The 12,699-nt window shown below is 37.7% G+C and carries 11 protein-coding genes and 3 pseudogenes; 9 read left to right on the forward strand and 5 right to left on the reverse strand.

Features of this window, described 5'->3' with window-relative positions; genetic code table 11:
• Window positions 1-5 precede the first annotated feature (5 nt).
• From P4S71_RS13125 to P4S71_RS13155, 7 genes and pseudogenes are all read left to right on the forward strand, one after another.
• Window positions 6-938 (forward strand): ornithine carbamoyltransferase, encoded by a 933-nt coding sequence (locus P4S71_RS13125; RefSeq protein WP_007377845.1) that lies wholly within the window; start codon window positions 6-8, stop codon window positions 936-938.
• Window positions 935-2,137 carry an argininosuccinate synthase gene (locus tag P4S71_RS13130; RefSeq protein ID WP_008166173.1) on the forward strand — a complete coding sequence of 401 codons (1,203 nt, stop codon included), beginning with the start codon at window positions 935-937 and terminating at the stop codon, window positions 2,135-2,137. The genes P4S71_RS13125 and P4S71_RS13130 overlap by 4 nt, the downstream gene beginning before the upstream one ends.
• 48 nt (window positions 2,138-2,185) lie before the next feature.
• Window positions 2,186-4,049 (forward strand): annotated as a pseudogene (gene argH, locus P4S71_RS13135) (argininosuccinate lyase).
• 229 nt (window positions 4,050-4,278) lie between these two features.
• On the forward strand, window positions 4,279-4,473 hold the full coding sequence (locus P4S71_RS13140) for a hypothetical protein (protein WP_337150820.1): 195 nt from the start codon (window positions 4,279-4,281) through the stop codon (window positions 4,471-4,473).
• A 13-nt stretch (window positions 4,474-4,486) separates the two neighbouring features.
• Entirely contained in the window at window positions 4,487-5,020 is a 534-nt protein-coding gene (locus tag P4S71_RS13145) for a hypothetical protein (RefSeq protein WP_337150821.1), read from the forward strand.
• Between the two features lie 998 nt (window positions 5,021-6,018).
• A pseudogene (locus P4S71_RS13150) lies at window positions 6,019-6,545 on the forward strand (hypothetical protein).
• Between the two features lies 1 nt (window position 6,546).
• Window positions 6,547-7,068 (forward strand): hypothetical protein, encoded by a 522-nt coding sequence (locus P4S71_RS13155; protein ID WP_337150822.1) that lies wholly within the window; start codon window positions 6,547-6,549, stop codon window positions 7,066-7,068.
• Between the two features lie 3 nt (window positions 7,069-7,071).
• On the opposite strand, the gene P4S71_RS13160 is transcribed toward P4S71_RS13155, so the two are convergent.
• The 3 genes from P4S71_RS13160 to coaD form a co-directional block, all read right to left on the reverse strand.
• Window positions 7,072-7,980: an IS4 family transposase gene (locus P4S71_RS13160; protein ID WP_337119403.1), complete on the reverse strand. Its 909-nt coding sequence runs from the start codon at window positions 7,978-7,980 to the stop codon at window positions 7,072-7,074.
• On the reverse strand, window positions 7,935-8,330 hold the full coding sequence (locus P4S71_RS13165) for a hypothetical protein (RefSeq protein ID WP_337150742.1): 396 nt from the start codon (window positions 8,328-8,330) through the stop codon (window positions 7,935-7,937). The genes P4S71_RS13160 and P4S71_RS13165 overlap by 46 nt, the downstream gene beginning before the upstream one ends.
• 141 nt (window positions 8,331-8,471) lie before the next feature.
• A complete protein-coding gene (gene coaD / locus P4S71_RS13170; RefSeq protein WP_007377838.1) occupies window positions 8,472-8,963 on the reverse strand; it encodes a pantetheine-phosphate adenylyltransferase in 492 nt (163 codons plus the stop codon).
• A 194-nt stretch (window positions 8,964-9,157) separates the two neighbouring features.
• Between coaD and P4S71_RS13175 the strand changes: the two are divergent.
• Together P4S71_RS13175 and thiI are read left to right on the forward strand one after the other, a co-directional pair.
• Window positions 9,158-9,809, forward strand: a pseudogene (locus tag P4S71_RS13175) (TetR/AcrR family transcriptional regulator).
• A gap of 97 nt (window positions 9,810-9,906) precedes the next feature.
• Window positions 9,907-11,364 (forward strand): tRNA uracil 4-sulfurtransferase ThiI, encoded by a 1,458-nt coding sequence (gene thiI, locus P4S71_RS13180; protein WP_337150823.1) that lies wholly within the window; start codon window positions 9,907-9,909, stop codon window positions 11,362-11,364.
• Here the strand turns inward: thiI and P4S71_RS13185 are convergent.
• On the reverse strand, window positions 11,305-12,291 hold the full coding sequence (locus tag P4S71_RS13185; protein WP_337150824.1) for a ketopantoate reductase family protein: 987 nt from the start codon (window positions 12,289-12,291) through the stop codon (window positions 11,305-11,307). The genes thiI and P4S71_RS13185 overlap by 60 nt on opposite strands.
• Window positions 12,284-12,637, reverse strand: a complete 354-nt coding sequence (locus P4S71_RS13190) for a VanZ family protein (RefSeq protein WP_096792606.1) — start codon at window positions 12,635-12,637, stop codon at window positions 12,284-12,286. Before P4S71_RS13190 ends, P4S71_RS13185 begins: the two co-directional genes overlap by 8 nt.
• Between the last annotated feature and the right edge of the window lie 62 nt (window positions 12,638-12,699).

Consider the following 12,699-nt stretch of genomic DNA (forward strand, 5'->3'; position numbering starts at 1 on the left):
TTATTATGTTTAAGAATTTTTTAACCGGTTTAGAATTAGACCAAGAAGGCGCACTTAATTTATTAAAGTTAGCGCAAGACATTAAAGTAAAACCAGAGAAATACAGCCAAGTATTAGCTGGTAAATCGGTTGTAACGTTATTTGAAAAACAAAGTTTACGTACGCGTTTATCATTTGATATAGGTATTAATCGCCTGGGCGGTCACGCGGTTTATTTAGATCAGCAAAATGGCGCTATGGGTGCACGCGAATCAATTAAAGATTTCGCTCTTAATATTTCAACATGGGCTGACGGGATTGTAGCGCGTGTTAATCAACACAGTACGTTAACTACATTAGGTGAATATTCATCGGTACCGGTGGTTAATAGTTTGTGTGATTTGTACCACCCGTGCCAAGCACTCGCTGATTTTTTAACGCTTCAAGAAGTACATGGCGATGTAAGTGAGCTTAAAGTTGCTTACTTAGGTGAAGGTAATAACGTAACTCATTCATTGATGTTGTTAGCAGCTACACTAGGTACAGATTTTGTAGCTGTAACACCAAAAGGGTGCTCACCAGATTCACAAATACTTAAAAAAGCAGAGCAGATTGCAGCAATGAACGGTGCATCAGTTATGGTGAGTGATCGCGTTGAAGCTGCTGTTGGCGCAAATGTTGTTTACGCAGATACTTGGGTATCAATGGGTAATACAACACCAATTGAGCAAGTTAAAGCCAAGTATATGCCATATCAGCTAAATCAGGCATTGCTAGATCAAACCGGTGCTACGACGGTATTACACTGCCAACCGGCGCACCGTGAATTTGAAATTACCTCAGAGGTAATGGATGGTCCAGCATCTAAAATTATTCAACAAGCAGAGAATCGTATGCACGCGCAAAATGCTCTGCTAGTTACATTATTAAATCCAAATTTTGTTAAGGAACACCTATGAGTTCAATTAAAAAAGTCGTTTTAGCCTATTCAGGTGGTCTTGATACGTCGGCTATCGTGCCATGGTTAAAAGAAAACTACGGCTGTGAAGTAATCGCGTTTGTTGCAGATGTAGGTCAAGGCGCAGAAGAACTTGAAGGCGTAGAAGCTAAAGCAATTGCCTCTGGTGCATCTGAATGTTATGTAGTTGACTTAAAAGATGAAATGGTAAGTGATTACATTTACCCAACACTTAAAACGGGCTCAATTTATGAAGGCACTTATTTATTAGGTACCTCTATGGCGCGCCCAATTATAGCTAAAGCGCAAGTTGAAATAGCGCGTAAAGTAGGTGCCGATGCACTTTCTCATGGTTGTACTGGTAAAGGTAATGACCAAGTTCGTTTTGAATCATGCTTTGCAGCACTCGCACCTGATTTAAAAGTAATTGCGCCATGGCGTGAGTGGGACTTATCGAGCCGTGAGTCATTACTTGATTACTTGGCGGAGCGTGACATTCCGTGCTCAGCATCAGCGACAAAAATTTACAGCCGTGATGCTAACGCATGGCATATTTCACACGAAGGTGGCGAGCTTGAAGACCCATGGTGTCAACCAACTGAGCAAGTATGGACATGGACTAATTCTCCAGAGCAAGCACCAGATAAATCAGAACTCGTAACTTTAAAAGTTGTTGAAGGCGAAGTGGTTGCTGTAAATGGCGAAGAACTTAAACCATATGACTGTTTAGTTAAATTAAACGATATTGCATCACCTCATGGTGTTGGTCGTGTTGATATTGTAGAAAACCGTTTGGTAGGCATGAAGTCACGCGGTTGCTACGAAACGCCCGGCGGTACAGTTATCATGGCAGCACTTCAAGCAATTGACGAGCTAGTGCTTGATAAAGCAAGCCGTAAATGGAAAGAAGTGCTGGGTGGTGAATTTTCGCATTTAGTATATGACGGCCGCTGGTTTACACCACTTAAAGATTCTATTTTAGCCGGTGCAGAAGCGCTTTCTAAAGTGGCAACAGGTGAAGTCGTACTTAAATTATATAAAGGTCAAGTAACTGCGGTTCAAAAGCAGTCGCCAAATAGTTTATATAGCGAAGCATTTGCCACATTTGGTGAAGATGATGTGTATGACCAATCACACGCTGAAGGCTTTATTCGTTTATTCTCGCTTTCAAGCAGAATTTCAGCACTCGCTAAAAAGTAAATTATTACGCCCCTGTAAAAGGGGCAATACAGGGTTTGGAGATATTTCATGGCATTATGGGGCGGACGTTTTTCTACGGGTCCAGATGAGGCGTTTAAGCAATTTAACGACTCTCTTCCCTTCGATTATCAGTTAGCAGAGCAAGATATTATCGGCTCTGTGGCATGGGCTGGCGCACTTGAGCAAGTTAATGTGTTATCGAGTGATGAGCACAAAGAACTCGTTGCAGCATTGTATGAGTTACTTGAAGAAGTAAAAGCTGATCCACTCGCTGTAGCTACATCGGGCGCAGAGGATATTCACTCGCATGTTGAAGCTGCATTAATCGAAAAAGTAGGTGATTTAGCTAAAAAATTACATACAGGCCGAAGCCGTAATGATCAAGTCGCAACAGACTTTAGATTATGGTGCCGTGATACCGCTGAGCATATTTTAAAAGCAATTGAGCAACTTAAAGGCGAGTTTGTATCTTTAGCTGAGCGTGAACTTGGTACTATATTGCCCGGTTATACTCATTTACAGCGAGCACAGCCAGTATTATTTAGCCACTGGTGTATGGCTTACGTAGAAATGCTAGAGCGTGATGAAAGTCGCTTGCAAGACGCGAAAGCGCGCATGAATTTTTGCCCACTAGGAAGTGGTGCATTAGCCGGTACTGCTTACCCAATTGATCGTCAAGCACTTGCGCAAGGTTTGGGTTTTACTGGTGCGACTAAAAATAGTCTTGATGGCGTCTCTGATCGCGATTTTGTTGTAGAGTTATTAAGCTGTGCATCGATTTCGATGATTCATTTATCGCGTATGTCAGAAGATTTAATATTTTATAACTCGGGTGAAGCTGGTTTTATAGAGCTTGCAGATAACGTGACATCGGGCTCATCGCTTATGCCACAGAAAAAGAACCCTGATGCATTAGAACTTATCCGTGGTAAAACGGGTCGTGTATTTGGCGCGTTTAGTGCGATGATGATGACCTTAAAAGCACTCCCTCTTGCTTACAACAAAGACATGCAAGAAGATAAAGAAGGTATATTTGACGCTATGCCAACATGGCTTGCGTGTATTCATATGGCACAAGCTTGTATTAAGGGCGTTAAGGTAAGAGGAGATCGTACACTTGCTGCTGCTAAAGGCGGTCATGCTAATGCAACAGAGCTTGCTGATTATCTCGTCGCAAGAGGCGTACCTTTTAGAGAGGGGCACCACATTGTAGGCGTCCTTGTTCAGCTTGCTATTAGCGAAAATAAAACGCTAGAAGAGCTTTCGCTTGAGCAATACAAATCAGTTAATGATGTTTTTGAAGACGATGTATACCCGGTATTAGAAATTGATGCGTGTATAAAAGCGCGCCAAGCTCTTGGCGGCACATCGATTGAGCAAGTAACTGGTGCAATTAAAGAAGCCAAAAAAACAGCAAATAACGGTTCGTGATGCAAATCTAGATGACGTTGAATCTATAGCTAAGCTCATTCAGCATTGGGCTACAGTTGGCGAAAATCTACCTAGAGCTAAAAGTGACATGGTGCATTCTATAAATGAATTTGCGGTCACTGAAATTAACGGTAAGGTATCGGGCTGTGCCTCGCTGTATATATATGATACAGGTCTTGCTGAAATTCGCTCTTTAGGTATTGATCCTCAAAGCGTTGTTACTGGGCAGGGGCGGCAACTCGTTGAGCATTTGTTAATTAAAGCTAAAAAACTGGCGTTGAATAGAGTTATTGTACTAACGCGTGTGCCTGACTTTTTCGAAAAGCAGCGCTTTACCTTTTGCACTAAAGACAGTTTGCCAGAAAAAGTAATGAAAGATTGTGAGCTTTGTCTTCGTAAAGAAAATTGCGATGAAGTTGCTATGGAATTTATTTTAAAGCCAAGTAAAAGTGTGGAGATCCCGTGTAAATACGTGGCTTAAACTCCCTGGATACAAAAAACGTACGGTTATCCCTGTGCGTTTTTTTATATCTAAAACAAACTGGTTTGATCTGTTGCATTTTTAAAGTGTCAAATAAAGTTGGCATACAGGTTGCTTTATTATAGGTGGGTGGCAAAAATGGCTACCTAGATTAAAACAGGTAACATGTTTACCTATATAATAGCGTGATAAAAGTTGCGCAAACTATAATTTTATAAGGATTAATAACATGCAAATTTCAGCGAATAACCAAGTACAAATGCAAGCATATAATAAAACACAACAATTAAAGCCTGCAATGGAACAAACTGCTAGCCCTAAAACCCTTCAATCTGATACAGTAAGCTTCTCTCAAGAGGCGATGACTGCTGCGAGTACTGATTTACAGCGTGGTGGAATTATAGTTCCTATAAGACCTAAATAATAAAAGGTTATGAATGTTTTTAACTGAGTTCTTTGGCTTTTTCTCTCTATCGGCCTTTACTATGTGGGGGTTTTTGATGGCCTTCTTTTTTAACGTATTTATTTACTCGATAGGCCTAAAAAGAGAAACAACATTATTACTCAGTTCTTTTATTATGATGGTTTCTTATACTGTATCAGACTATTTTTTTAATTGGTTGTCACTTAAAAGCACCGTTTATCTTGACTGGGCTCTTTATGATTATGCCACTGTTACTGCTTTGTTTTTAGCATACAAACTATTAAAGAGAACGTCACCGTCTATGATGTATATAACTTCAGGACTAATAATAAATTCAATTTTTAGTTTGCTGATGTACGGTGATATATTTATAAATGAAACTAATGAACCCTGGTTTTTCTGGGATGTTTATACATTCACAGTTAATATCGTTGATTTTATTATGATTGTTGCATTAATAGTAGATCGAGATTTTCTAGGTCTTCATAAGTTAAAGAACAAAACCCTCAGCTACTTCAAATCACACGATACCCATAAATTAATCTAGTTTAAAATGTACGTTACTGAAGCCTTAATGGGTTATGTAGGAGCTTTCTCCCAATGGGGTTTTTTAATGGCTTTCTTATGCTGTTTAGCTACTAATATAAATAAGGAAAGTAAGTCTCCCGTTTATTTATCTACGCTTATGCTCTGCTCATATATTTTTAGTGGCTACATAGATTTATTAGAAAATTTATATTTAAGCTGGGCACTCTACGATTTCATTACAATTTTAGCTCTGTTAACTTTACAGTGCTTCAAAGTACTCCAACGTTCTGTAGCTTTTCACTTCATCATAATTTCGTTAACAATAAATGCTGTACTCACCCTCGTAATATATTATGACCTATACGTTTTATATAACTATGAGCCTTGGTGGTATTGGAGTGTTTATTCTATTGGCGGAAATATGTTCGATGTTTTAATGATTCTTTCACTAGTATTCAATAAAAATACCATTTTTAAAAGAGAGGCTGCATTGAACTTTAAAAAGTTGAAAAATATTGAATGAACTTTTAATTAGCCCAACAGTTTCTTTTTACATAGGTGCATTTGTACAATGGGGATTCCTTATGGCCTTTTTGTACTCCCTTGCTCATTCGATTAATAAGCCTAATAAAGAAAAAGTGTATTTGTCTTTGATTATGAGTGTTTCATATTCATTTAGTATATTTACAAATATGAGTACGGTAACTCATCTTGATTTTTTATGTTTTGATATTTTAACTATTATAGCTCTTACACTTCTAAGGCGATTTCTAAAAAAGGATGTTGCCTATATATATCTTCTAACTGGTTTGACTATAAATTCAATCCTGCACCTTTTTATGCACTATGATATTTATGTACTAGATAATGTTGATTATTGGTGGCTTTGGAATTTCTATTTAATAGTTATCAATTTAGTCGATCTCACAATGGTAACTATTCTCTTTTTTAACAAAGATTTTTTAGGTTTAGTTAAGTTTACTAAATTTTTAACTGAAAAATTTAACAGGTCACGCCATGCCTGACTTTCTATGGAGGCTGGCTGGTTTATACGACTATATAATTATTTTTATTACATGGTCTTTTGTTATTGCTTTTTTATATAATTTGTCTATTAGCATTAACAAGTATGACAAAAGCTGCACACAGCTTGCATTCATTATGGTGGTATCTTACACCTCAAGTATTTTTATGGATCCCTTTAGCAACACACCTCATTTGACCCTTTTCATATTTGATATCGTAACTATATTTTTTCTGATTATATGGCGGAGCTATTTTAGTAAAAGCCTCCCTATAGCCTTTTATTATCTTTTAGTTGGACTTAGCTTTAACGCATTTGTTTTTTTGGAATGCACTACGACAGTATTGTTTTAGGAAATTTAGACTACTGGTGGTTTTGGGCCTTGTATGTAATCGGGCAAATAATTTCTGATTTAACAATGCTTTTAGCTCTCCTAATTAATAAAGACTTTTTAGGTTTGGTTGCATTAAAACGTTATTTATTTGGCAGTACAAAAAGCATTCATAAAAAGGTTGAATAGAATGGAGGGTCTATTTTGGCAATTAAATTCAATTAATGAATATTTTGGAATACTTATTACATGGCTTTTTGTTTTTGCTTTTTTGTTCACTCTATCAATTGCTATTAATAAGCAAGATAAAAGCCGAGTTCACCTTTGCTTTATTATGATGGCTTCGTACACATCTAGTTTATTTATGGACATAACTACTGCAGCTCCACATTTAAAGTTGTTTATATTTGATGCACTAACAATTGCCGCTATTCTTATGTGGCGTATTTTTTTAGGACGTAAAATACCGTACGGATTTTATTATCTTATTGTAGGGCTTTGTATCAATGCCTCACTGTTTATGGGTATGTATATTGATAATACTCTTTATGGCAATTGGGACTTTTGGTGGCTGTGGATGCTGTATGGTTTCCTTATGCCTATTATTGATATTACGATGGCACTAATATTAATTATCAATAAAGACTTACTGAAGCTGGTTTGGTTAATTAAAAAATTAAAGACATCATCTATATCAAAGCTCATAGCTTAGTTCTTAAGGAACACAGACCGTGTGACTTCCTATCTTAAAACGGCAAATATCATTGTTTTTCTCAATGCTTTGCCGCTTACAATTTACCGCTAGTAGCTCAAATACACGATGTATCTTATGGCTGCACCGTGTTTGTTCTATGCAATCCAGAATATCATCCAACCAAAGATAACTGCACTTACTCGCTCTAAATGTCGAGATCGCACACTTAAACATACCCGCTGCACTATGGCAGATAAAACGCTTGATAAGTGTTTGCAGTATGCTCAGCCAAACCAATGATTCGGCAATATGAGGATCTCGTGTGATGAACCCTTTAAGGTTATTCCATGACTTTAGTTCTTTGAAAAACAACTCAATTTGCCAACGAGTTGCATATATATCGAGTAGTTCGTCAAAGCTAAACTGTGCCTCTTTTAAATTAGTAACAAGGAAAACGGGGCGCTTTTCATTCGGTAAATAGATAAGCCTGTACTCGGGCCCATTTTTCTTCCAACGTACTGTTAATTCAAGTGGTTGGCTTGCGAATTTATCGAGTAACGTTTTGATTTTAATGTTCTTTTCTTTAAGTTCTATACCCGCGCAATAAGCTGATGTAACGATTGGGTTAATGTTTTTATTTGCTCTGATCAAAAAATATCCGCCATCTTGAGCTACTTGCTCAAAGTAATCTAAGTCAAAATACCCAGCATCAGCAAGTAATAACGTATCTTCAAGTGTGTGGCTACCTGGTAAAAAGGCGCGCTCAGTTTCAACATCAGGACGAATATCTATTTCGCAGGGTTGTTCATTAAATAGGTCATAGGTAACGTGCAACTCAATTGCGGCAGGACTTACAGCAGTAAAACGACCAGCAAAAACCTGCGCTAATTCATCATGTAGAGCAAATGAAGAACCATCTTGCAATAACACTCGCTGTATTCCTCGCTGGGTAAAAAGGTTTTATCCAGCGTGTTTACAGTCAATTTAGACATCGCTTGAATAACGAGCTCACGGACAAGCTCAGTCAAGGCTGGTTTTCGAATTTGATTATGAAAGGGTTTATAACTTATCGTGCAATCAGCCTGCGTTCGCAAGTTTTGATGGATATCTGACAAGTTAGCGTCTTGCAGGCAAGATAAGCTTTTAAATACGGCTTTGAGCAGAGAAACGATCGACAGGCAACGGTGTCGAACTTGAAATCCAGAGGTTTTTGCAAGCTCAATGAGGTGTTTTTCTGAGATAAGGGCTTTTAATTGGTTTGAAACTTGGTTAATCTGCATGTGAACTCTGTTTTTAGTCATGTTTTTATTGGCGTAACTATTTGATCATTAACAGAGTTCAACTTCAAGTTTTCTTAAGATCCAACCTATGTATCAAAGCTAAATTAGCGCATACAAGTTATGCGCTAACGCAGTAAATTACTACTGGGCACCACAGCCCAATTTAGTTTTTAGCGCTTTGACAATTACAGGGTCCACAAACTCGCTTACATCACCATTGTGACGTGCTACTTCTTTAACGAGTGTTGATGAAATAAATGAATTTCGCTCTGCGGGTGTTAAAAATACACTTTCTAAATCGGGGTTTAGGCGACGGTTCATATTTGCGAGCTGAAATTCATAATCGAAATCAGATACAGCCCTAATACCACGAATAAGCACATTAGCATTATGATCGCGCGCAAGGTCAGCCAGCAAGCCTGAAAATCCGATAACTTTAACATTACCCAAATGACTCAAAATGGTATTAGCAAGTTCAACACGTTCTTCTAGGGTAAAGCAGGGTTTTTTACTTGGGTTGTGGGCAACAGCAACTAATACGGTATCAAACATTTTTGCAGCACGGTGAATCAAGTCTGTGTGCCCATTGGTAAGCGGATCAAAAGTGCCTGGGTAAATTGCAGTAACGTTCATAATATTCACTATTTATTATTTTAGCGTTAGTTTAACAGTGTTTAGGGCACAAATCAGCTTTGCCCAAATAGATTATTTACTCAGTTCCTAATGATGGTTAAGGAGTAAGTGTGTTTTAATCGATAATATTTGTTTATACTGCGTGGCCTATTTTTAGTGTAATGTAGTGCATAAGATAATTAGAGTATTAGCGTATGAATACCAAGGATAAAATAATACACACCAGTATTTCGTTATTTAACGAGCAAGGTGAGCGTGCAATATCAACCAATCATATAGCGTCGCATTTAGGAATGAGCCCCGGTAATCTTTACTACCATTTTAAAAATAAAGAAGACATTATTCGTCATATTTTTGCGTTATATCGCGATCATTTAAGTACGCAATTTAAACCTATCAACAAAAATGACGATGCATTTAACCACTTAACAGCTTATTTAGATTCGTTGTTTGAATTGATGTGGCGCTATCATTTTTTACGACAACCTCGGCGATATACTCGCCAGAGACGCTGATTTGAAGCAAGCTTACATTGATTTCCAACTCGAATTATTAGAACAAGTGCGAAAAATTATACTGGGGCTTCGCGACAGTGAAATGATTGCAATTGATGAGCAAGATGTCATTGATTTAGCCCATACGCTTAAGTTAACGGTTAGCTTTTGGACGCCTTATATAAAAGCCCGTAGGCCAAGCGGTACCCTTGCTGAGCAAGATATATATCACGGTATTTTAAAAGTACTCACATTGTTTAGAGCGTATAGTACTGATAAAAGTATCGATAAAATGAACTTGCTACGCGAAAAATACACCGAATTAGCACAACACGCGCAAACTGTTGCCTAATTGCTAATCATTGGCTGTTTCCTAGACGCTGAATTTTTTGCTATAATCGCGCGCCAAATGCCTGGGAGCGCGAATTCCCGCAGTCTAAGAGTGAACTATGCTTAAATTTATCGTCAAACTACATCCTGAAATAGCCATTAAAAGCCGTTCAGTCCGTAAACGCTTTACTAAAGTGTTAGAAAATAACATTAAAATTGTATTGCGCCGTGTTGACGAAAAAGTACAAGTTAGAAATAACTGGGATAATATTTCAGTTGTTACAAAGCTTGAAGATGCGCAAGTTCGTTTAGATTTTATCGAAAGCCTTAAACGCATACCTGGCATCGTTCAATTTATTGAAGTAACCGAAACTCAATTCGAAACTCTTGATGATATTTACCAAAAAACAATAGCGTTAGTTGGGCATACAATTATAGGTAAAACCTTTTGTGTTCGTGCTAAGCGTATAGGTCAACATGACTTTACCTCAACTGATTTAGAGCGTTATGTTGGTGGTGGATTGAATCAACATATTGAAGGCGCAAGCGTTAAACTTAGCCGTCCAGAAGTAACAATACGTTTAGAAGTAAAAGACGACAAAGCTTACATTGTTTCGCAAACGCATTTTGGTATGGCTGGTTTTCCGCTGCCAACTCAAGAAGATGTGTTGTCGCTTATGTCAGGTGGTTTTGACTCTGGCGTAGCAAGTTATCAAATGATTCGTAAAGGTGCACGTACACACTTTTTATTCTTTAATCTAGGTGGCGCAGCGCACGAAATTGGTGTTAAGCAAGCAAGTTACTACTTATGGAAAAAATACAGCTCTACACATAAAGTTAAATTTGTAACGGTTGATTTTGAACCTGTTGTTGCTGAAATTTTAGAAAACGTTGAAAACAGCCAAATGGGTGTTGTACTTAAACGTATGATGATGCGCGCAGGGAGTGTAGTTGCCGACAAGTTAAACATTCAGGCACTTGTCACTGGTGAAAGTATTGGCCAAGTATCTAGTCAAACATTAGCGAATTTAAGCGTGATTGACCGTGTTACTGAAACGCTTATTTTACGTCCGCTCATTCAACACGATAAGCAAGAAATTATTAATATTGCTCGCCAAATTGGTACGGCTGAAATGGCAGAAACAATGCCTGAATACTGTGGTGTTATTTCTAAAAAGCCAACGGTTAAAGCCAAAATAGACGTTATTCTTGGTGAAGAAGAAAAGTTCGACTTTGATGTACTTGATACCGTTGTAAACAACGCACGTATAATGGATGTGCGTGATATTGACGTTGAAGCCAAACAAGAACTTAAAGAAGCGGAATCGGTTGCTGATTTACCTGTAGGCTCTGTGGTAGTTGATATTCGCTCACCAGAAGAAGAAGAAGCTGCACCGCTAGAAATCGACGGTGTTGAAGTGGTGCATTTACCGTTCTTTCGTCTGGCGACTAAGTTTGGTGATTTACCAAAAGACACCGACTACTATTTATATTGTGACAGAGGCGTAATGAGCCAACTACAGGCACTTATGCTGCACGAACAGGGCTTCGAAACTGTAAAAGTTTATCGCCCGTAAAGTTAAAAGTTTATGTAAGCGTGGTTTATACCACGCTTTTTTTGCCTGAATTTTGACAAACAACTCATCGTTGTAAGGTGTTTTAATGTTGTGGAGTTTACCTTGCTGGCTAATATAGCCGCATATAGCTGAGATTTCAGTTTCTCTGTTATACGCTAGATCTTGCTGCATTGAGGAGTAATTATTTGCGGTTAACTCCATTATTTTATAAGCGGTATTGAGTGCTTTAATTAATGGAATATTAAGCCCTTGAGCCTTTGCAATATTACATGCTTCAGTGAGTGCATTAAAAATTATTGTGTTGTACATAGGTGCACGTAATTCGCCATTTCTTACATTACTTAAAGCGCTTAATGGGTTAATGGCAATATTTACGAGTAGTTTTTCAAAACGAAGCTGCTGAATGTTATTAGTAAATGTTAGGTTGGGTATTACTTTAAAAATATCAGTTATTGGCGCACTATTTTGAAGTGCTAGCTCATTACAGCCACCAATAACGCTTTGTCCTTCACCAGTGTGTTGCACAATATATTGGTTTGATTTAAAGCCCGCTATGCTTGTCGTTAAAAAGTAGAGTGCTTGATGGGTGTTTAGTTGGCTATTTACCTCATCAACATTACCCATTCCGTTATGCGAAAGTATAACAGAGCAATGAATTGGTAAAAATGGCTTTATTTGTGAAAACGCATCAAGTACTTGAAAAGCTTTAACAGTAAATAAAACAACATCAAATTCAGTAGCTTTATTTAGCTGATTTAATGAAATAAATTGAGCGTCAATTTTTTTAGATGCACCCTTACCTCGACTATAAAAGCGGGTATTTGTTGAGCTTTTACGAGTTAAAACACTGACATTATGCGATGCGCTTAAAAAGTGGCTAAGTAATAAGCCAATAGCACCATCGCCAACGATTAAAATATTAGCCATATGGGTTCTTTTTTCGAGATGTAAAAATTACTCTAAGTAAAAAGTAGCTTGCAGCACCTGCAAAATCAGCAAAAAAATCACCGAGTGATGCCTGCCTATACGGGAGTGCGTCTTGCATTATTTCTATAGATGCGCCATAGCCTGCCAATAAAAGTATTTGCGTATATAAAGGAAGTTTAAACGCTTTATCCATTATTATAGCTAGTATAAAAAAAATCCCAAAATGGGCGACTTTATCAACATGAGGGAATAAATTTACAACGCCACCTTTTATTTCTTTAGCAAATAAAAGGGTAAAAGCCACAATGCTAATTAAAAAAATTGCTTGGTAAACACGCCTTGTCACGACAAATCCTAAAATCGCTTAAAAAAGAGACCGCAGTATATCAAACTAATTTAGTATCGCAC

This window comes from Pseudoalteromonas sp. B62, from assembly GCF_037162565.1.
GTDB classification, from domain to species: Bacteria; Pseudomonadota; Gammaproteobacteria; order Enterobacterales; family Alteromonadaceae; genus Pseudoalteromonas; species Pseudoalteromonas fuliginea.

Bases quoted from the DNA above. Each gene is read 5' to 3' on its own strand.
- P4S71_RS13165 (WP_337150742.1), bottom strand. From the start codon at position 8,330: ATGCAGATTAACCAAGTTTCAAACCAATTAAAAGCCCTTATCTCAGAA.
- P4S71_RS13185 (WP_337150824.1), bottom strand. From the start codon at position 12,291: ATGGCTAATATTTTAATCGTTGGCGATGGTGCTATTGGCTTATTACTT.
- P4S71_RS13155 (WP_337150822.1), top strand. From the start codon at position 6,547: ATGGAGGGTCTATTTTGGCAATTAAATTCAATTAATGAATATTTTGGA.
- P4S71_RS13145 (WP_337150821.1), top strand. From the start codon at position 4,487: ATGTTTTTAACTGAGTTCTTTGGCTTTTTCTCTCTATCGGCCTTTACT.
- P4S71_RS13125 (WP_007377845.1), top strand. From the start codon at position 6: ATGTTTAAGAATTTTTTAACCGGTTTAGAATTAGACCAAGAAGGCGCA.
- coaD (WP_007377838.1), bottom strand. From the start codon at position 8,963: ATGAACGTTACTGCAATTTACCCAGGCACTTTTGATCCGCTTACCAAT.
- P4S71_RS13130 (WP_008166173.1), top strand. From the start codon at position 935: ATGAGTTCAATTAAAAAAGTCGTTTTAGCCTATTCAGGTGGTCTTGAT.
- thiI (WP_337150823.1), top strand. From the start codon at position 9,907: ATGCTTAAATTTATCGTCAAACTACATCCTGAAATAGCCATTAAAAGC.
- P4S71_RS13140 (WP_337150820.1), top strand. From the start codon at position 4,279: ATGCAAATTTCAGCGAATAACCAAGTACAAATGCAAGCATATAATAAA.